Consider the following 18,239-nt stretch of genomic DNA (forward strand, 5'->3'; position numbering starts at 1 on the left):
TTCCGGTATGGGTCTCATCCTGCTATCGATATTGGACATGACCCGGACCGGCCTGGTCTGCTCTCACCGTTCACCGACAGCGAGGAGTCCCCATGTCACATCGCCTCACCCCCACCCGAGGGCCGCGGTTCAGGACGGAGCCGGGTGCCGCCGTCCTGACCGTGTCCGGGTGAATTCTCCTCGGCGGTCCGTGGTCCGCCGTCGCCGGGCGGGCAGGCCATCGGATCGGCGGGTGATCGTGGTGGTCGTGGGAGTGCAGTTCGCCATCTCGCTCGGATTCTTCGCGGTGATGGCGCACCTGGTGTCCCATCTGCGACATGATCTCGGCATGCTCGCCGGGACCATCACCCTGGTGCTCGGCGCGCGGATCGCGGTCCAGTACGCGCTGTTCCTGCCGGTGGGCGCGGTGACCGATCTGATCGGCGCGACCAGGGCGGGGGTTCTGGCCTGCTCGCTGCGCGCGGCGGGATTCGTGCTGCTCGGGACCGCGGACGAGCTCGCCGGGCTGCTCGGTGCGGCCGTGCTGCTGGGAGCGGGCGGTGCGCTGTTCCATCCCACCGCCCAGTCCCTGCTGGCCGGGCTGGCACCCGCTCGCCGCTCCCGGGGATTCGCGGCCTACGTGATCGCCGGGCAGGTGGCGGCGGTGGCCGGTCCACCTGCGGGGCTGGTCCTGCTGAGCGCCGGATTCTGGGTGCTGTCGGCCGCGGCGGCGGCCGCGTGGGCGATCGCCGCCGTGCTGTTCATCCTGCTGGGGGAGGAGCGTCGCACCGCTCCCCACCCGGACCCGCGTCCCCCCGCGGCGCGATGGGCCGGCGTCCGGCTCGGCACGCGGATGGTCGCCGAGGGAGTGGCGGAGGCGCTGCGCGATCGGCGGTTCGTGCGCTTCGCCATGGTCGCCGCGCCCAGCACGTTGCTCGTCGACCAGATCGTGACCGTCGTCCCGCTCAAGGACGTCGGGGCGGGCGCGACGACCCTGTTCTTCTCGGTGGTGGCGATGGTCGCGACGGCGGTGCAGCCGTGGTGCGCGGCGGGCGGGCGGGGGGAGCGCCCGTGGGTGCTGCGGGGCGGGCTGCTCTGCGCGGCAGCCGGCTATCTGGTGCTGCTCGCCACGCCGTCGGAGGGCGGCGGCCAGATGGCCGGGATCCTGGCGGCCGCCGTACTCAACGGGCTGGGCAACGGGCTCATGCAGCCGGCGCTGTTCCAGACCGTCACGCGGTGCGCGCCGGCCCATCGGTTCGGGGCTTATCTGGGGGTGCTCAGCTTCCTGTCGGGCGGGTGCGCCTTCCTGGGAGGGCTCGCGGTGGGCCGGCTGTTCGACGCCGGGGAGTGGGGGCCGTCGTTGGCGCTGGCAGCCCTCGGCCTGGTCGCGCTGCTGTCCGCCGCGGCCTGCGGCCTGCTCGACCTCCGGCCCGCCGGGAGCGGAGCCGTGCCTCCGCACCGCCCCCACCCCGTCCCGGCCACGCCCGGCGCGGCTGAGGGATCCGGCGGTCGATGATCTCAGCGCCGGCCGTCCGTCACCGGGCCGCGGGATCGGCGCCGGCGTCCGTTCTCCTGCCTGCGGCACCGGGCGTGATCAAGGTCGACGCGTCCGGGCCACGTGCGTCACGTCCGCTCACGGGGGCGCGGCACGACGGGTCCCGTTCGGGGGCGGGTCCGGTGAACGCCCGGCGGCTGTGCACGAGCAACTCGCGCATCGCGGGGCTGTGCGTGTCCTTCCAGATCAGGGCGAGCAGGGCGGGTGTTTCGACGTCGTCGACGGTGAGGGCGGTGAGCCGGTCGCGGTGGTGCGCGGCCATCGAGTCGCTGAGGACGGCGACGGCGAGCCCGCGGGCGGCGAGGTCGGCGATGGCGTCCGCGGCGCTGGCCTGCAGCGCGATCACCGGCTGGATGCCCTGTGCCGCGCAGGCCTGGTCGAACACCGTGCGCAGGCCGGTGCCGGGGGGCATGCACACGATCGGGTAGGCGCTCAGGTCGCGCAGGGTGACCCGCTCCTGTTCCGTCAGGGGGTGCCCGGCCGGCACCGCCGCGACGAGCCGCTCGCTGATGATCGTCAGCGCGTCCAGCCCGCCGGGGGTGGCGGTCGCGGTCCCGACGAGAGCCAGGTCGAGGGTGCCGCCGCGCACCCCCTCGATGAGCCGGTCGGAGTTGTCCTCCAGCAGCGAGATCTCCACACCGGGATGCGCCCGGTGGAAGGCGGCGAGGGCGTCGAACAGCGGCGTGACGGTGCAGCCGATGACCATCCCGACCGTGAGCCGGCCCCGGATCAGGTCGGTCACCTCGCCCACCGCCTGGCTGAGGGCGCCGACGGCGGCGAGCGCGGCGCGGGCGTGTTCGAGCGCGGCCTTTCCCGCGACGGTGAGGGTGGCGGTGCGCGCCGACCGGTCGAACAGCTCGGCGCCGAGCTCGCGTTCCAGCTGGCGGATCTGGGCGCTGACGCCGGACTGGCTGATGTGCACCCGCTCGGCCGCCCGGGTGAAGTTCCGCTCCTCGGCGACCGCGACGAAGTATTCCAGCTGCCTCAGTTCCATGAATACGGATTCTAGCTTTTAGTAGATCCATCTGTTGAGCTTCTGGCCATCGGGTGACCAGGGGTGGTGTCCAGGCCCGGCCTCGGGAGGAGGCCGCGCGCCAGCGCCAGCGTGACCGTCACCGACGCCCCGGCCATGACGGCGATCGCCGTACCCGGCGAGGTGTGCTGAGCGAGCGTGCCGGCGAGGGCTGCGGCGACGCCCTGCATGGTGATCATGCCGGAGGAGTGCAGTCCCAGCGCGTGCCCGCTCATCTCGGCCGGGGTCAGGTCCATCAGCCGCCGCTGCAGCACCAGGCTCGCCGCGTATCCGATCGAGGCCACCGTCACGGCCGCGACGGCGAGCGGCACCGGCGGATCCACGGCGAACACCAGGTACGGCGCGGCCAGCAGGAGCAGCAGCGCGGTGCCGAGCCGTGCCTGCCACCGCGCCGGCACGAACCGGCCGACCAGAACGTCCCCGGCCAGCATGCCGGACGCGGCGCAGGCGAAGAGCGTCCCGGCCTGCTCGGGCGCGAACGGTACGAACAGCGACTCGCAGCCGACGATCAGCCCGTTCGGCACCCACAGTGCCAGGTAGACGCGGCGGCGGGGCGCCGAGGACCACAGCCGCGCGTTGGAGCGCCACGTCGCGGCCGCCGACGGCCGCCCCGAGGCCCGCGGCGCCCGCGCGCTGAGACCGAACCTGGCGGCGCCCGCCGCGACGAGGTACAAGGCGGCGCCGGCCAGCAGCGTGCCGCGCGGCGACAACGCCGACACCAGCACGCCGCCCGCCGCGAACCCGCAGACCTGCATGATCCCGACGGACATGTTGACCAGCGACCGCCCGAGCAGGTAGCCGTCCGCGGGCAGGATCTCGTTCAGCAGCCCGTAGCGCACCCCGCCGCCCACCGAACCGACCAGGCCGAGCCCCAGGATGATCGCGAAGACGCCCGGCAGCGGCAGACCGGGCACGGCCAGGACCGCGGTGCCGAGGCAGAAGGCCAGCGCCACTCCCGTCATCGCGGCGCGCGGCGGAAGCCGGTCGGCGGCCGACAGCAGCACGGCCGCGCCGATCACCTGGGCCAGCGAGGAACCGAACATGCTGAGGGCGGCCAGCAGCGGTGACCCGGTGGCCGCGTACACCAGCACGCCCAGCGCCAGCCCGCTCACGGTCATGGCCGCCACCTGCGCGGAGACGGCCAGGAAGAGCGGAGTGAACTCCGGCGTGCGCAGGAGTTCGCGGTAGGTACGCATGATCGGATTCTGGGTGAGCCCGCCGTACGGGCAGTAATGTTTCGCGGAGGGGCGAAACGGTGGGCCGGGTCGGGCTCACGCCGTGAGCACGATCTTGCCGCGGGCGTGCTCCGCCTCGAGGAGGCGGATGGCGTCGGCGGTCTCGCTCAGTGGGTACGTCCGTTCGATCACCGGGGTGATCTTTCCTGTCGCGACGAGCCCGGCGAGGAGGGCCAGGTCCTCGGCGCTGCGTCTGGCGGCCAGTCCGCGGAGTCTCTGGCTCAGGAACGGCGAGGTCACGGCGGCGGCGATCAGTCGTGGCAGGGGACCGAGCACCGCGCCGCCGGCGCCGCTGGAGGAGACGTAGACACCCTTCGGCGTGAGCACCCGGCGGAACGCGGAGAGCCGGTGGTTGCCTGCGAGGTCGATGACGACGTCGAATCGGCCCGCGCCCCGGGTGACGTCCTCGCGGGTGTAGTCGATCACGTGGTGGGCGCCGATCGAGCGCACCAGATCCAGGTTGCGGGTGCTGCAGACGCCGGTGGCCTCCGCGCCGAGCGTCCTCGCGAGCTGGACGGTGAAGGTGCCGACCCCACCGGAGGCTCCGTTGACGAGCACCGTCCGGCCGGGTCCGGCCTCGCCGAGCCGTAGCGCCTGCAGCGCGGTCGTCGCGGCCACCGGCAGGGTGGCCGCCTGCGCGAACGTCACCTCCGCGGGTTTCGGGGCCAGGTGCGCTACCGGCGCCGCCACGTACTCGGCGAAACCCCGCTGGCTCATCTCGCCGAACACTTCGTCGCCGACCCGCAGCCCCGTCGCTTTCGCGCCGACCGCTTCCACCGTCCCGGCGACGGCGCGCCCCAGGATGGTCTGTCTCGGGCGCCGGAGCCCGAACGCGAGGCGCAGGAGGGCGGGGGAACCGTGCATGGCGGCCAGGTCGCCGTGGTTGACGGAAGCGGCGCGGACCCGCACGAGCACCTCGTCGTCGCCGATGGCGGGCTTCTCGACATCGGTGTGGCGCAGGACCTCGGCTGAGCCGTACTCGTCGTAGACGATCGCTTTCACGCGTGCTCCTCGTTTCGGTGGCGGATCGGCGCGGCCCCCGGGGCGGGGGACGTCGCGCGGGAGACGTTCGCCCGGTGTGGTTCTCCAGGGCCGGTGTGGTTTTCCAAGGCCGGTGTGGTTCTCCAGGGAGGGCATCGGCGGCCGCTCAGCGGCGACGCGCTCGGGCGATCCCCTCGGCGACGGTGTGGACGAGCGTGCCGACGGAGGTCACGACGAGTCCCGTGCCGATCCACTGAGGTACGCTCTGCGGCCACCCGGCCGCCTCGACGAATGCCGGGTTGAGCACCCTGTCGTTCACCGCGAGCCAGATCAACGTGACCGCGCAGGCGATGAGGACCAGCGACCCGGTGACGGCGAGGGGAACGCTCCAGCGCGCGTAGTACTTCGCGAAGGAGAAGCCGAGGCTCGCGATCACCAGGGCGATGAAGAGGTACACGATGCCGGTCTCCCACAGCCAGGGCGAGAGCACGCCGATGGGATCGCCGGCCGCGTCCGTCTCGGTGCTCACCGCCGGTGAGAGCAGCACGAGGGTGGTGAAGAGGACCAGCAGCACCGTCTGGGTGATCAGCTCGCCGTACCGGGCGCGGCGGCTGGGCGGCTCCGGCAGCGCGGCGGGGGTCCAGGGCCGTGCCGGCGTCCGGCGCGGTGCGGCGGTGCGTTCGATGATCGCGAAGAGGAGCGTCGTCCAGAGGACGATGTGGGCGCCGGCCGTGAGGGCCGCGCCGAGGGGGTCGCCGATCAAGCGGGGGGCGGTGGCGCCCTGGAGGCCCCGCACGAGTCCGACGACCGCGGCGACGGCGGGCACGATCGTCGTCAGCAGGGTGGCCAGCAGCCGCGTGTAGTCGAGGTACAGTGCGGGGCCGATGAGCTGGAGCGGACGATCGGCGTAGCCGGCGGCCAGCCGCGCCGGGTCGCCGAGTTCGGTGAGCGCCGCGAGCTCCGCTTCGGCGGGGCCGCTCCCGGCTTCGAGACGATCGTCGACGGCGTCCGCGATCGAGGCGCGGAGTTCCTTTTCGATGCCGGGGCGCTGCCTGCCGGGCAGGTGGCGCAGGATCGCGTCGACGTAGCGGTCGGTGAGGGTGCTCGTGGTGGTCATGACTCGCCCTTCAGGGTGCGGAACGCGGTGTCGAGCTCATCCCAGCCGCGGCTCAGGGTGTCGGCGAGTGCGACGCCCTTGTCGCTCGTGCGGTAGAACTTGCGCGGCCGGGACTCCTCGGTGTTCCAGTCGCTGGTCAGGAGCTCCTGTTTCTCGAGGCGGCGCAGGAGCGGGTAGAGGGTGTTTGCGTCGACGGTGAAACCACGCCGGCCGAGCAGGTCGAGCAGGGCGTATCCGTAGTTCGGCTGCTTCAGGATGAGCAGGCAGGCGAGCACGACGGTGCCCCGTCGAAGTTCCTGCAGGTGGGTCGAGAGCAGCTCATCGTCCAGCATGGAAACACAATATTGTGTGCCACACAGTAATGCAATGCGCCGGCCGGAGGAACGGATCTCCAGCCGGGCCGCGTAGCACGCCGTCGTCTCCGACCATCAGGGGCAGGAAGTCGGCGTACAGGAGGCGCCGCCGGTGGTGCGCCGGGTACGGTGGCCCCCGCCCATGACGTCATGGCTGGGAGACAAGCTGGATCCGGATGCCGTTGTCATAGGGAACGACGATCGTCTGGTCACGGCCGAGGGTCCAGGTCCCGCTGACGAGGAAGAGACGGCCGCCGGAGGCCAGGAGCAGCCGGAAGCCGCGATACCGGTAGGCGGAGGCGGGATCCTTCAACAACAGGCTCTGATTGGACAGACCCGTCATCTCCAAGGAGACGCCGAAGCAGTCGAAGCGGGCGCGTGTGGCGACATAGCCGAAGTAGATCAGCAGCGCGGTCGCCGGCGTCGTCGGGCCGACCGCCTCGGTGAGCTGCCGGATCCGGGCCGAGATCGGTTCCTGCGGCGGCGGCTCCTGGCTCGTCACTCTCCCCCGGCGACGGGCCGGGGCTCTCCGGGAGCCGGTTACACGGTGCGGGCGAGCCACGAATACCGCGCCGGGGAGGTGCCTGTCGAGGCGGTGAAGTCGCGGGTGAAATGGGCTTGGTCGGCGTAGCCGAGTTCGGCGGCGAGGGCGGACCAGTCCTGTGGGGCGGCGGCCGCGCGTGCGGCGGCCTCCTGCATGCGGGCACGGCGGATCACCCACTTGGGGCCGACACCGACGTACTCGGCGAACAGCCGCTGCAGTCGGCGCGTGTTCACGCCGGTGGCCGCGGCGAGCTGGGACACCCGTAGGACGGAGGGGTCACTGATGATCGCCGCGACCAGACCGGCGGCCTCGTCGACGGCCGGGTCCGGCTCGGGCTGACGGCTCCGCAGCAGTCCGGCCGCGAGGTCGAGCGCGGCGGGGACCGAGGGTTCGGCGATGATCGCGTCCGCCGTCGTACGGGCGTCCGGGCCGAAGACCTTCTCGATGTCGAGGGTCCGGCCGGTGAGGGCGGACACCGGGGTCGTGAGGAAGGGGCGGAAGCCTCCCGGCCGGAACCGTACGCCCACGACCCGGCCGGCGCCGGAGATCTCCTCGGTGAACGCGTCACGGACGACGCCGGTGACCCGTGCCCGCCCGCCGGTGGTGAAGCTCAGATGAACCATCGGATGGGTGAGGACCCGCTGCCGGTGCGGCCCGGTCAGGTCCCAGTGGAGGATCCAGTAGCCGTCGACGAACCGCGCCAGATCCGCGGGGGCCGGTTCCCGGGTGAGCCGGAACCGCTCGGCGGCCGTCCGGGGGTTCAGGATGCCCCGCTGTCGCGTTTGTTCAATACCGCCCATCGTCGTACGTCTACCGTGTCCTGGGTGAGAGCGAGAAGGGGATGACATGGAGCTGAGATCTCTGATGACCCGCGCGTCGGAGGCGGCCGTCGAGGTCGTGCGGGGGCTGGAGCGGGACCGGCTCGACGGCCCCACGCCCTGCCCGGAGCTGGATGTGCGGGCGCTGGTGAACCACCTGATCCTGTGGAGCGGGTTCCGAGGGTACACCGCGGGGCTCAAGCAGCCGCCCGGGGGCCCGGCGGACGATCATGACTTCACCGCGGAACCGGGCTGGGCCGACGCGTACGCCACCCGGTCGGCGGAGGCCGCCCGGGTCTGGAGCGATCCGGAGGCCTGGACCGGTGAGACCGGGGTGACCGGGAAGGGGCTGATGCCCGCGCCGTTCGTCGGCGGGATCGTGCTCGGCGAGTGGCTGTTGCACGGCTGGGACCTGGCCGTCGCCACCGGTCAGACGCTGACCGTGGACGAAGAGCTGGCGGTGGCGCTGTACGGCACCATCGCGAGCAAGGCCGAGATGGCCCGGCAGTACAAGGTGTTCGGCCCCGAAGTTCCCGTGAGGAAGTCCGCGCCGTCGTTCGAGCGCGCCCTGGGGCTGGCCGGCAGGGATCCGTACTGGAAGCCCTGAGGTACGAGGGTCGCGGCAACCGCGACGTATTTCCCGAAGGGCTCAGATCTCCGGCCGGAGGGGGGCTTCGAAGCGGGTCAGCCAGGTGGTGAGGAGTGCTTCGAGGTGTGCGGCCTCTTCGGGGGGCAGCTCCTCGACGAGGCGGCGTTCGTTGCGCATGTGTTCGGCGAACGCCCGGTCGATCAGCTCCTTGCCCGCGGCGGTGAGCGCGACCACCCGCCCTCTGCCGTCGCTCTCGCTCGGGCGGCGGGTGACAAGCCCGTCGCGTTCGAGCCGGTCGACGCGTTTGGTCATCGCGCCGGTGGTGACCATGGTGAAGGCGGCGAGCTCTCCGGGAGCGCGCTCGAACGGCGCGCCGGCGCGCCGGAGGGCGGCGAGGACGTCGAACTCCCCCTCTCCGAGCCCGTAGCGCCGGTAGACGACACAGAGCTGTTCGGTGAGGTGTCCGGCGAGGCGGTGGAGCCGGCCGATCACTCCCTGCGGGCTCACATCCAGGTCCGGGCGCTCGCGCGCCCATTCCTGCTGGATGCGGGCGACGTGATCCAGCGGTTCGGTCATGAAGACAATATAGCTTCCAAGGAAGCTATATTGTCTTCCGTGGAAGCTACCTTTCGCTGGGCGTTGGTCACCGCGATAGCGCCGGTCGCGTGGGGGACGAACTACTTCGTCACCCACCGGTTCCTCCCGTCCGGCTACCCGCTGTACGGGGCGGCCATCAGGGCGCTGCCCGCGGGACTCCTGCTCCTGCTCGTCAGCGGGAAGCGCCCCCGCGGATCGTGGTGGTGGAAGTGCCTGGTTGGCCACCGGCACCGCGAACACGCCTGGCCGGGAGGTCATTCACAGGGGACGCCGAGCTGGGCGCGCAACTCCAACTGATCGAAGTAGAGACGCAGGCTCACGATGAGCCCGTTCTCGACCGTGCAGACATAGCAGCAGCGCAGTGAGACGGGGCGATCCGTCGGCGTGATCACTTGACCGTCGGGCATCGTGTACGGGCCCTTGTGGGTGCCCACCATCAACAGCTCGTCAACCGCCACGTCACCGACGTCGAACGACTCCACGACCATCGCGTAGACGTCCGGAAAGGCTTCCCAGAACTGTCCTATGTATGAGGCGAGTTCCTCATGGCCCTGGGACAGGCCTTCCGGGCTGACGGTCACCCCGGTCGGGCTGACGGTGCGCAGCAGCGCGTCCATATCGTGAACGTTGAACGCGGCGGTGTATCTGTCGCGTACCTCCCGGGCATCGGTCATGGTGTCGCCCTCCTCCTCCCGAGTCGGCGCGTGCGACGCGGCCGCCTCCCCTCCGGCCGGCCGCCTCTCCAAGGGAGGCTGTCGTATCGATCGCCACGACGACTGAGGCGAACCTCTCGCCGAACCCGCTCATCCCAAGCATATGACCAGGGCGGTTCCGCCGGCCCGGCGCCAAGCCCGGTCGAGGTCCACGCGCCGCCAGGCGCCGGCGGCGACGCGCGGCCGCGCGGTCGGCGCCGGTTCAGCCGGGGCCGGCGGACCGATCTGCGCCGCCGCCTGGGTTACCTCCCGCAGGAACCGGGCTTCTATCCCCACTTCACGCTCTTCGAGCTGGTCGACTACGTGGCGATCCTCAAGGAGCTGACGGACCGGCGCGAACGCCACCGGGAGGTGCGCCGGGTCCTCGCGGAGGTCGGCCTGGCCGACCGCGCCGGGACGAAGGTCCGCAAGCTGTCCGGCGGCATGAAGCAGCGGCTGGCGCTGGCCCAGGCGCTGCTCGGCGCGCCCGACCTGCTCATCCTCGACGAGCCCACCGTCGGCCTGGACCCCGAGCAGCGCATGCGATTCCGCGCGCTCGTCTCCCGGCTCGGCGAAAGCCGTACCGTGCTGCTGTCCACCCACCAGGCCGAGGACGTCGCCGCCTTGTGCGAGCGCGTGATCGTGATGAACCGGGGACGCGTGGTGTTCCAGGGAACCCCCGCTGAACTCGCCACCGCCGCGTCCGGCCAGGGGTGGCTCTCCGACGCGCCTCCCTCCGGCTCCCACCTGTTCTGGCGGACCGCGGACGGCCGCTACCGGACCCTGGGAGTCCGCCCGCCGGGCGCGGCGCCCGCCGTGCCGGCCGTCGAGGACGGTGGGAGGGCGGCCGCCCTCGCGGGGATGGGCGGTCTGCTGGTGATCGTCTCGGTGAGCCTGGTCCTGCGGGGACCGTACTGGCCGTGGCTCTATCCGGAGGAGGAGAACTGGGAGATCGTGCACCACGGATGGCTGGCCGTGCTGCCGCCCGTGCTCGCCGCACTGAACTGGGCGGGCCGGGATTTGCGCTGAGGAGACGGACGGGGGCGTCGCCGGCGGCCCGGGGCTCGCGTACGGTCACCCGATCGCGGTCCGCCGCCGCTCACACGGTCTGGTCCGGAACATGTTGCACGCAGTCAAGACCATGTGCGTCCCGCGGGGAAGGTCGGCCACACGCGCCCGTGGCCGACTACCACCGGGGCATCGTCACAGATCGGTGGCTATGATCTTTTCGATGTTCCGTTCGGCGAGCGCCGTGATGGTGACGAACGGGTTGACGCTGGTGTTGCCGGGGATCAGCGAGCCGTCGATGACGTACAGGCCGGGATGGCCGGTGAGACGGCCGTAGTTGTCGGTGGCCTTGTTCAGGACCGCGCCGCCGAGCGGGTGGTAGGTGAGGTGGTCGCCCCAGATCTTGTAGGTGCCGAAGAGGTCGGTCCGGTAGATCGTCCCCTCCTTTGAGTTGATCTTGTCGAAGATCGTCTTGGCCATGTCGATGGACGGCTGTTTCCAGGAGGTCTGCCAGTTCAGGTCGACCTTGCCGGTCGCGGCGTTCCAGGAGAACTGGGCGCGGTTCGGGTTCTTGGTGATCGACAGGTAGAACGAGGCGTAGGTCTCGATCCCGGTGGGCAGCGGTGCGACCTCGGCGAACGCGCCGCCGGCCGCCCAGTTGTCGATGCCGGAGCAGGGGATGGCCGACTGGAGACTGCCGGTCGGGTCCCACATGTGGTTGGCGCGGCCGCACATGACGTTGCCGTTGTCGCCCCAGCCTTTGCCGACTTCGTCGTTGAGGTTGGGCAGTGCGCCGGTGGCCTTCAGCTTGACCAGCAGCTTGCTGGTGCCGACGCTGCCGGCGGCGAAGAACACCCTGTCCGCGGTCACGGTCTTGGTGGCCGTGGTGTCGCCGTTGGTGTTGATCTGGTCGATGACGACCGTGTAGCCGCCGCCGGCCGCCGGAGCGACCGAGGTGACCTTGTGCAGCGGCGAGATGGCGACCCTGCCGGTGGCCTTGGCCCGGGCGATGTAGGTCTGCTGCAGTGATTTCTTGCCGTGGTTGTTGCCGTAGAGGATCTCGCCGGCCAGTGCCGACTTGGTGACGGTCCCGGCCGCCTCCTGCTTCATGTAGTCCCAGTCGTAGACGTCGGGCACGAAGACGAAGGGGAAGCCGGAACGCTGGGCGTGCTTGCGGCCGACCCGGGCGTACTGGTAGCAGGCGGTGGAATCGAACCAGGCCGGATCGACGGAGTTGACCCCGAGCCCGGCGTTGGCGCGCGGGTAGTAGATGTCGTACATCTCGGCGGCGTTCACCGAAGGGAGGACGGCGCCGAAGTTCTCGCGCCTGGGGGTGACCGCCATGCCGCCGTTGACCAGCGAGCCGCCGCCGACGCCGCGACCCTGGTAGACCGTGATGCCGCTGAAGTCCTCGGCGTCCAGGATCCCGGTGTAGCGGGAGATGTTCCTGTCGATCGGGAAGCCGAGGAAGTAGTTGAGGGGCGCCTTGCTCTTGGTGCGCAGCCAGTAGGACCGGTGGTCCGGCTCGCGCGTGTTGCAGAAGATCTTGCCGTCGGGGCCGGGGGTGTCCCAGGCCATGCCCATCTCGATCATGTGCACGTCGACGCCCGCCTGGGCGAGACGCAGGGCGGCGACGGAGCCGCCGTATCCGGTGCCGATCACCAGGGCCGGGACGTGGGCCCCGCTGGTGATCGGAGCGGCCGTGGGGAGGGCCGCCGCCTGGGCTGCGGTGGCGCGGCCCGTGAGGGCCGCGACCCCCAAGATGGAACCGGTTCCAGCGATGAATCCACGACGTGAGATCCCTTTGGAGCCGGTACTGCCCGAGGTGCTGTCGCTCATGTGCTGTTCCTCACTCTCAATGAAATGAGAACGGGTTCTACATATTGCTCACGCGTTGAGCCGCTCCGTGCCTCACCGGTGCTTTCTGTCCGACCGGATGCCTGGAGCGCCAGGTCACCGCGCGTCTGCCCGCCTGGCGGAGGGTGATGAGCCGCCGGGCAGCGCGCACACGGTGTCGAGGCCCAGCACATGGTTGAGCCGGCCGAACGCCAGCCAGGAGCCGATGCTCATGCTCAGCTCCACGATCTCGAGCTGGCTGTAGTGCGCGGTCATCCGAGTCCAGAACTCGTCGTCGAGGCCATGGTGATCCAGGGCGTACCGCTCGGCGTACTCGGCGGCCAGCCGGGTGCGGTCGTCGAAGGCGTCGGTGGTGCGCCACCGGGTCACCGCGTCGGCGAACTCCTCCTCGACCTTCTGCCCGTCCCGTTCGGTCCGCCAGTCGAGGCAGAAGACGCACCCGTTGATCTGCGCGATCCGCAGCCGAGCGGCCTCGAACTCGCGGAGCCCGAGGGTGGTGTGGGCGTACACCGACAGTGAGAAGTTCGAGGCGGCGATCCCGATGCCGGGAACCATCTCGCCCCACACGTACTCGATCGCGTCCCTGCCCTCGGGGATGTCGATGTTCATGGTTGTCTCCTCCCGAGTTTGCCGACCGCGGGACGCAGCGGGACGTCGAGCGCGTCGTAGAGTCCGGGTTCCGCGTCCAGGAGCCAGTCGATGGCGCTCACCAGCCGGCCGACCGCGGTGGCGTTCCCGCCCGCGGCCCGGCTGCCGCCCTCGTCGGTGGCCTCGACCGTGACCTCGATGCGCGGGCGGCCCTCGATGATCACCCGGTGTGCCCCGTCGCCGTCGGGCGGCGTCGGCCAGTCCGGCGCGCAGGACGGGTGGATGCGGGTGACGTGCTCGATGACGATGCGGGGTTCGCCCTCGACGACGCCCTGCACCTCGAACCGGACCGCGCCCTGGGTGCCGGCCTCGAACTCGCCCATCGTCGCGGTGCTCACCGTGGAGTCGAGCGGGCGCCGGTCCAGGGTCTCGCGGATCTCGTCGAGTTCGACGCCGAGGGCCCTGGCCATCAGCCGTACCTGCCCGCCCCACACCATGGTCGGGACCGTCGGCGCGATCATCGGCGGCTCGTAGTCCATCGGCTGGCCCATGCCGACCAGGTGGCGGACCGAGTCGGGCTGGTCGTAGGTGGAGTAGTCGAAGATCTCCTGGCAGCGGATCACGTCCACGACGGTGCCGAGCCCGCTGATCAGCAGTGGCAGCACGTCGTTGCCCCAGCCGGGGTCGACGCCGGAGACGAACAGCGAGCCGCCGCCGTCCGCGATGGCGGCCAGCACCGGTTCCCGCAGCTCCGGCGGGGCGTTGCGCTGGTCGTAGAGCGCGTACATCGCGGGGGTGACGACCACGGCTCCGGCCCGGATCGCCCTGGTGATGTCGGCGAGGGCCTCGTCGGGGCGGATGTCGCCGGACGCCGCGTACACCACGGCGCGGGGGCCGGTGGCCAGCACCGCGTCGATGTCGTCGGTCGCCGCGACCCCCAGATCGCGGTCGAGCCCGCCGAGATCGCCCGCGTCGCGGCCGACCTTGCCGGGGTCGTGGACGAGCACGGCCGTGAGTTTCAGCGCCGGGTGGGCCTCGACGGCGCGGATGGCCGCGCGGCCGACGTTGCCGGTACCCCAGACGATCGTGGACACCATGGCCGGAGCGTAGCAAGCGCTTGGTTCAGTGTATAGTGCCGCGGCGACGGCGCCTCCTCCGCCCTGCTGTCCCACTGAACGGGTGGATATCGCAACCTGGTGTGAGACAGTGGCAGACGTGCTCATCCTGGCTGGATGTCCCGTGCACGAGCTGCTGGAACGCCAGGCGACCAGCCTGGCCAGGCAGCTCGTACACGTCTTCGTCGAAGAGATCCCCATCTACCGGCGACTGCCCAGGGAGGAGCTCGACGGCGACATCACCATGATCACCGAGCACAACCTGCGGATGATCTGCGAGATGTTCCGCCACGGGCACCCGCCCTCCTCCGCCGAGCTGGCGCCGTTACGCGCCTCGGCCGCGCGCCGCGCCCAGGAACGGGTACCGCTCGAAGCCCTGCTGGCCGCCTACCACCTGGGCGCCCGCTGGATCTGGGACCGCCTGATCGCCACCGCCACACCGGCCGACTTCGCGGCGGTGGTCGACATGAACCGCCTCGTCCTGGTCTATATCGAGGCGGTGACCTCCGCTGTGGGCGCCGCCTACCTGCAGGAGCGCGAGGGCATGCTCAGCCAGGAGCAGCACGCCATGCACGCCGCCGTCTCCGCGCTGCTCGGCGGCGATCACACGGCCCTGGCAGCGGTACGGCTGGCGCCCGGCTACCTGGTCATGGCGATCGCGGTGGGCACGCACCCTGACGAGAAGCAGGACGAGCCCGGCGGATCGATCGCCGCCCGGCGCAAGCTGGCCAGGATCAGGGCCGCCGTGCAGCGTTACGCCTCCGAGCAGGTCCTGTTCGTGCTCGACGCGACGGGCGGTCTCGTGCTGCTCCCCTGCGGCGGCGAGGCGCCGGCCGTGACCGAGGTCGTCGAGGCGATGTCCAGGGCGGCGGGGGTGCCGGTCTGGGCGGCGGCCGAGCAGGCGACGCCCGCCGAGGTCTCGGCCGCCGCGCGAGTGACGGAGGAGGTGCTGGAGGTGGCGCGGATCTTCGGGCATCCGCCGGGCGCCTACCGGCTGGCCGACGTGCTGCTGGAGTACCAGCTCACCCGGCCGAGCAGGGCCACCGCCAGGCTCGCGGGCCTGCTCGACCCTCTGCTGGACAACCCCGACCTGCTCAGGACGCTGAAGGTCTATCTGGAGACCGGGCTCGACCGCCGCCGCACGGCCGAGCTGCTGCACGTGCACCCGAACACCGTCGACTACCGGTTGCGGCGGGCGGTGAGCTTGACCGGCCTCGACCCGGCCGACCCGGCGCAGCTCCAGCAGATCGGAGCCGCGCTGGCGGCCAGGAGGCTCACGCCCCGCTGACGGCGGCGATCACCGCGTCCGCGAAGCCGCGCATCCCACGCGCGTTGGGGTGGAAGGGCGTCGCCGGCGAAGCCGGGACGTAGGGCTCGATCCACCGCGTGCCCGCCGAGGTGCACGGGTCGTGACCCGTGCTCGGCGTCTGCAGGTCGATGAAGGCGACGCCCGCCGCCGCCGCCTGCTCCGCCAGTGCCCGGTTGAAGTACTGCAGGGTCGCGCGGATGTAGTTGGCGTCCTGCTTGATGATCGGCACCCGCGGGTAGCAGCCGTTGGGCGGGGCGTAGGTCCCGTAGCCCACCACGAAGATCCTGGCCTGCGGCGAGCGGGTACGGATGTCGGCGACCAGAGCGGTCAGCTTCGGGCGCAGCGCGTCGGTCTTGACCCGCCAGGTGTCCTGCCCGTTCTCCGTGTAGTCGTCGTTGCAGGCGTCGCCGACGGGCGGCGGCAGCAGGTTCAGGCAGTCCTCGATGAAGCCGGTCAGACCGATGTCGTTGGCGCCGATCTGTACGGTGACCAGCGTGGTGTCCTGGCTGAGCGCGTTCAGCTGCGGCGGCACCGAGCCGAGGTCGGTGCCCTGCGCGTTGTACATGTCCCTGGTGTCGGCGCCCGAGCAGGTGACGTCACGGAACGCGGCGGCTCCGATGGCCTGCGCGGTGAGGTGGGCGTAGTTGCGGTTGGAGCGCCAGCACCCGAGGTCGGGTACCACCTGGTCGGGCACCAGCGGCCCGGAGGCGGCCGAGTCGCCCAGGGCCACGTACACCTCACCGGCTGAGGCTTGGGCGGGCGGGGCGATGGAGACCGCCAGGACGATCGCGGCGATCACTGATCGGATCACACTGAACTCCCTTCGGAAAGGATCGGCTCTGCCGTACGAGGTCTGAGCAGGAACCCGGCTGCTGCCGCGGTGAAGAACATCAGCACGCCGTAGGTGGCGGCCGGGATGGCCATCTGGGTGCTGTTCAGCAGGGAGAGCGCCACCGCGATCGACAGCGTGCCGTTGTGGATCCCGATCTCCATGCAGGAGGCGACGGCCTGGTCGCGCCGTACTCCGGCCAGGCGCGGCGCCCAGTAACCGACCGTCAGGCTGATCACGCTGAACGCCAGCGTGATCAGGCCCACCGACTGGATGTAGCCGCCGAGGTTGTCGAGCTCCTGGAGCAGCGCGCCGGCGATCACCAGCGCCAGGATGACCGCCGACCCGATCTTCACGGGCGTGTTCATCCGTTCGGCGAAGCGCGGCGCCATGGCGTGGACCGCCATGCCGGCGGCGACCGGCACCAGCACGATCGCCATCACCTGCAGGGTCTTGTCGAACTGCAGGCCGAGCGTGCCCGAGCCGCCGTCGAAGTAGGACAGCGACAGGTTGGTCACCAGCGGCAACGTCACCACGGCCAGCACCGAGTTGATCGCGGTCAGCGTCACGTTGAGCGCGACGTCGCCGCCGAACAGGTGGCTGTAGAGGTTGGCCGTCGTGCCGCCGGGCGAGGCGGCCAGCAGCATCATGCCGACGGCGAGGGCGGCCGGCAGGTCGAAGGCGACCACCAGGCCGAAGCAGATCGCCGGCAGCAGCAGGATCTGGCAGCCGAGCGCCACGACGGCGGCCTTCGGGTAGACGGCGACGCGGCGGAAGTCGGAGATCGCCAGGCTCAGTCCGAGGCCGAACATGATGATCGCCAGCGCGATGGGCAGGAGGGTTCCGGCAAGGGCCATGGGGGGTGCTCCTCGGGAGGGGTCAGCGGCGGAAAGGCCCGCTGACCTCATAGGTGATACCGCCCGTCCCCGCCCGTTCGCCGCTGGTGCCGCGCTGGGAGGAGAAGTACAGGCGGGTGCCGTCGGGGGAGAAGGCGGGGCCGGTGATCTCGGATTCGCTCTGGCCGTCGAGCCGCAGGACCGGCGCGACCACCCGGTCCGGGGTGATGATGTTGATCTCCATGTTGCCGCCGTCCTCGGCGACGTAGAGGTCACCGCCCTGGGTGCCGGTGATGTTGTCGATGCCGGTGAGCGTGCCGGTGCTGTCGTAGATCGCGGTCACCGTCTGGCGCGCGGCGTCGTAGGCCCACACGCTCCGGTCGCCCTTGGCGGTGAAGTAGCAGACGCCGTCCGCGTAGTGGCAGCCCTCGCCGCCGTCGAAGTGCCTGGCCTCGCTCACCTGATGCCTGGTCTGCTTCTGGAGGACGCCGGGCGCCGGGTCGGGTACCGCCCGCCAGAGGTTGTCGGTGCAGAAGACCTCGAGACGGCCGCTGGACAGCTCGCCCCAGACGTTCGGAACGAAGCGGTAGAAGCAGCCGTCATCCTCGTCCTCGGTCAGGTAGACGACCCGGTGGTCGGGGTCGCAGGCGGCGGCCTCGTGTTTGAACTTGCCCATCGCCGGACGCTGCTGGGCGCCGCGCGCGCCGTACGGATCGGTCTCATAGACCTTGCCGCGGAAGATCTCCTCGCACGAGAGCCAGGTGTTCCACGGCGTGCGCCCGCCCGCGCAGTTGAGGTTGGTGCCCGACAGGATCCGGTAGGCCCGCTCGATCGAGCCGTCGGCCCTGAACTTGATCGCCGAAGCGCCCCCGACCAGCGGAACCTCGGAGTTGGAGACGTAGATCCAGCCGGTGCCGTCGGCGAAGCAGGCGCCGCCGTCCGGGGCCGGATGCCAGAGAGTGCCGCCGACGGAGTGACCCGACCTGGCCACCACCCTGCTGCTGAACCCGGCCGGCAGCGCGACGCCGTTGGCGTCGGGCTCGCCGAGCGGGCCGTACGGGCTCTCGCCCGCGACCACCGTGGAGGCGAGCGCGGCGTTCTGCCACAGGGTGCCGGACAGAGCGACGGCGGAGAGGGACACGATGAAGGTGCGGCGTTGCATAGGGGCTCCAGTGATCGCCTACATTTCTCCCCCCCAAACCAT

General features: G+C 71.1%; 20 protein-coding genes. 5 read left to right on the top strand and 15 right to left on the bottom strand.

Annotated elements, in window-relative coordinates; translation table 11 throughout:
• Positions 1-232: 232 nt before the first annotated feature.
• Positions 233-1,495, top strand: coding sequence for an MFS transporter (locus tag BM085_RS02960; protein WP_177244930.1), 1,263 nt, complete (start codon positions 233-235; stop codon positions 1,493-1,495).
• Positions 1,496-1,514: 19 nt separating this feature from the next.
• Here BM085_RS02960 and BM085_RS02965 read toward each other — a convergent pair whose 3' ends face one another.
• From BM085_RS02965 to BM085_RS02995, 7 genes are all read right to left on the bottom strand, one after another.
• On the bottom strand, positions 1,515-2,528 hold the full coding sequence (locus BM085_RS02965) for a LysR family transcriptional regulator (protein WP_245789085.1): 1,014 nt from the start codon (positions 2,526-2,528) through the stop codon (positions 1,515-1,517).
• Between the two features lie 11 nt (positions 2,529-2,539).
• Positions 2,540-3,763 (bottom strand): MFS transporter, encoded by a 1,224-nt coding sequence (locus tag BM085_RS02970; RefSeq protein ID WP_218158579.1) that lies wholly within the window; start codon positions 3,761-3,763, stop codon positions 2,540-2,542.
• Positions 3,764-3,838: 75 nt separating this feature from the next.
• Positions 3,839-4,804: an NAD(P)-dependent alcohol dehydrogenase gene (locus BM085_RS02975; protein WP_093885481.1), complete on the bottom strand. Its 966-nt coding sequence runs from the start codon at positions 4,802-4,804 to the stop codon at positions 3,839-3,841.
• A gap of 145 nt (positions 4,805-4,949) precedes the next feature.
• On the bottom strand, positions 4,950-5,900 hold the full coding sequence (locus BM085_RS02980; protein ID WP_093885482.1) for a permease prefix domain 1-containing protein: 951 nt from the start codon (positions 5,898-5,900) through the stop codon (positions 4,950-4,952).
• Positions 5,897-6,232: a PadR family transcriptional regulator gene (locus BM085_RS02985; RefSeq protein ID WP_093885483.1), complete on the bottom strand. Its 336-nt coding sequence runs from the start codon at positions 6,230-6,232 to the stop codon at positions 5,897-5,899. The genes BM085_RS02980 and BM085_RS02985 overlap by 4 nt, the downstream gene beginning before the upstream one ends.
• Before the next feature lie 169 nt (positions 6,233-6,401).
• Positions 6,402-6,755: a hypothetical protein gene (locus BM085_RS02990; protein WP_093885484.1), complete on the bottom strand. Its 354-nt coding sequence runs from the start codon at positions 6,753-6,755 to the stop codon at positions 6,402-6,404.
• Between the two features lie 38 nt (positions 6,756-6,793).
• Positions 6,794-7,597 (bottom strand): helix-turn-helix domain-containing protein, encoded by an 804-nt coding sequence (locus BM085_RS02995; RefSeq protein WP_093885485.1) that lies wholly within the window; start codon positions 7,595-7,597, stop codon positions 6,794-6,796.
• 46 nt (positions 7,598-7,643) lie between these two features.
• On the opposite strand from BM085_RS02995, the gene BM085_RS03000 reads away from it, so the two are divergent.
• Entirely contained in the window at positions 7,644-8,222 is a 579-nt protein-coding gene (locus BM085_RS03000; RefSeq protein ID WP_093885486.1) for a TIGR03086 family metal-binding protein, read from the top strand.
• Positions 8,223-8,264: 42 nt separating this feature from the next.
• Here BM085_RS03000 and BM085_RS03005 read toward each other — a convergent pair whose 3' ends face one another.
• On the bottom strand, positions 8,265-8,780 hold the full coding sequence (locus BM085_RS03005) for a MarR family winged helix-turn-helix transcriptional regulator (protein WP_093885487.1): 516 nt from the start codon (positions 8,778-8,780) through the stop codon (positions 8,265-8,267).
• A gap of 39 nt (positions 8,781-8,819) precedes the next feature.
• Between BM085_RS03005 and BM085_RS03010 the strand changes: the two genes are divergently transcribed.
• A complete protein-coding gene (locus BM085_RS03010; protein ID WP_218158580.1) occupies positions 8,820-9,098 on the top strand; it encodes a hypothetical protein in 279 nt (92 codons plus the stop codon).
• Here BM085_RS03010 and BM085_RS45665 read toward each other — a convergent pair.
• Positions 9,056-9,475 carry an ester cyclase gene (locus BM085_RS45665; protein WP_093885754.1) on the bottom strand — a complete coding sequence of 140 codons (420 nt, stop codon included), beginning with the start codon at positions 9,473-9,475 and terminating at the stop codon, positions 9,056-9,058. The genes BM085_RS03010 and BM085_RS45665 overlap by 43 nt on opposite strands.
• Positions 9,476-9,505: 30 nt before the next feature.
• Here BM085_RS45665 and BM085_RS45670 point away from each other — a divergent pair, with 30 nt between their 5' ends.
• Complete coding sequence (locus BM085_RS45670) at positions 9,506-10,522, top strand: ATP-binding cassette domain-containing protein (protein ID WP_425443254.1); 1,017 nt, start codon at positions 9,506-9,508, stop codon at positions 10,520-10,522.
• Positions 10,523-10,696: 174 nt separating this feature from the next.
• On the opposite strand, the gene BM085_RS03025 is transcribed toward BM085_RS45670, so the two are convergent.
• The 3 genes from BM085_RS03025 to BM085_RS03035 all read right to left on the bottom strand — a co-directional run bounded on the left by BM085_RS03025 (position 10,697) and on the right by BM085_RS03035 (position 14,043).
• Complete coding sequence (locus BM085_RS03025; RefSeq protein ID WP_093885489.1) at positions 10,697-12,340, bottom strand: GMC oxidoreductase; 1,644 nt, start codon at positions 12,338-12,340, stop codon at positions 10,697-10,699.
• 114 nt (positions 12,341-12,454) lie between these two features.
• A complete protein-coding gene (locus tag BM085_RS03030; RefSeq protein ID WP_093885490.1) occupies positions 12,455-12,967 on the bottom strand; it encodes a carboxymuconolactone decarboxylase family protein in 513 nt (170 codons plus the stop codon).
• Positions 12,964-14,043: an NAD(P)H-dependent amine dehydrogenase family protein gene (locus BM085_RS03035; protein ID WP_093885491.1), complete on the bottom strand. Its 1,080-nt coding sequence runs from the start codon at positions 14,041-14,043 to the stop codon at positions 12,964-12,966. Before BM085_RS03035 ends, BM085_RS03030 begins: the two co-directional genes overlap by 4 nt.
• Before the next feature lie 118 nt (positions 14,044-14,161).
• Here BM085_RS03035 and BM085_RS03040 point away from each other — a divergent pair, with 118 nt between their 5' ends.
• Complete coding sequence (locus BM085_RS03040; RefSeq protein ID WP_218158581.1) at positions 14,162-15,349, top strand: PucR family transcriptional regulator; 1,188 nt, start codon at positions 14,162-14,164, stop codon at positions 15,347-15,349.
• On the opposite strand, the gene BM085_RS03045 is transcribed toward BM085_RS03040, so the two are convergent.
• The 3 genes from BM085_RS03045 to BM085_RS03055 are packed head-to-tail and all read right to left on the bottom strand — an operon-like array spanning position 15,336 to position 18,197.
• Positions 15,336-16,181, bottom strand: coding sequence for an SGNH/GDSL hydrolase family protein (locus tag BM085_RS03045; RefSeq protein WP_093885493.1), 846 nt, complete (start codon positions 16,179-16,181; stop codon positions 15,336-15,338). The genes BM085_RS03040 and BM085_RS03045 overlap by 14 nt on opposite strands.
• Positions 16,178-17,056, bottom strand: a complete 879-nt coding sequence (locus tag BM085_RS03050; protein WP_245789086.1) for a bile acid:sodium symporter family protein — start codon at positions 17,054-17,056, stop codon at positions 16,178-16,180. The genes BM085_RS03045 and BM085_RS03050 overlap by 4 nt, the downstream gene beginning before the upstream one ends.
• A 22-nt stretch (positions 17,057-17,078) precedes the next feature.
• Positions 17,079-18,197 carry an alkaline phosphatase PhoX gene (locus BM085_RS03055; RefSeq protein WP_093885495.1) on the bottom strand — a complete coding sequence of 373 codons (1,119 nt, stop codon included), beginning with the start codon at positions 18,195-18,197 and terminating at the stop codon, positions 17,079-17,081.
• Positions 18,198-18,239: the final 42 nt, after the last annotated feature.

It is taken from the genome of Streptosporangium canum (assembly GCF_900113865.1).
GTDB lineage: Bacteria > Actinomycetota > Actinomycetes > Streptosporangiales > Streptosporangiaceae > Streptosporangium > Streptosporangium canum.

Bases quoted from the DNA above. Each gene is read 5' to 3' on its own strand.
- BM085_RS02965 (WP_245789085.1), bottom strand. From the start codon at position 2,528: ATGGAACTGAGGCAGCTGGAATACTTCGTCGCGGTCGCCGAGGAGCGG.
- BM085_RS02970 (WP_218158579.1), bottom strand. From the start codon at position 3,763: ATGCGTACCTACCGCGAACTCCTGCGCACGCCGGAGTTCACTCCGCTC.
- BM085_RS02980 (WP_093885482.1), bottom strand. From the start codon at position 5,900: ATGACCACCACGAGCACCCTCACCGACCGCTACGTCGACGCGATCCTG.
- BM085_RS02985 (WP_093885483.1), bottom strand. From the start codon at position 6,232: ATGCTGGACGATGAGCTGCTCTCGACCCACCTGCAGGAACTTCGACGG.
- BM085_RS02995 (WP_093885485.1), bottom strand. From the start codon at position 7,597: ATGGGCGGTATTGAACAAACGCGACAGCGGGGCATCCTGAACCCCCGG.
- BM085_RS03000 (WP_093885486.1), top strand. From the start codon at position 7,644: ATGGAGCTGAGATCTCTGATGACCCGCGCGTCGGAGGCGGCCGTCGAG.
- BM085_RS03005 (WP_093885487.1), bottom strand. From the start codon at position 8,780: ATGACCGAACCGCTGGATCACGTCGCCCGCATCCAGCAGGAATGGGCG.
- BM085_RS45665 (WP_093885754.1), bottom strand. From the start codon at position 9,475: ATGACCGATGCCCGGGAGGTACGCGACAGATACACCGCCGCGTTCAAC.
- BM085_RS03025 (WP_093885489.1), bottom strand. From the start codon at position 12,340: ATGAGCGACAGCACCTCGGGCAGTACCGGCTCCAAAGGGATCTCACGT.
- BM085_RS03030 (WP_093885490.1), bottom strand. From the start codon at position 12,967: ATGAACATCGACATCCCCGAGGGCAGGGACGCGATCGAGTACGTGTGG.
- BM085_RS03035 (WP_093885491.1), bottom strand. From the start codon at position 14,043: ATGGTGTCCACGATCGTCTGGGGTACCGGCAACGTCGGCCGCGCGGCC.
- BM085_RS03050 (WP_245789086.1), bottom strand. From the start codon at position 17,056: ATGGCCCTTGCCGGAACCCTCCTGCCCATCGCGCTGGCGATCATCATG.
- BM085_RS03055 (WP_093885495.1), bottom strand. From the start codon at position 18,197: ATGCAACGCCGCACCTTCATCGTGTCCCTCTCCGCCGTCGCTCTGTCC.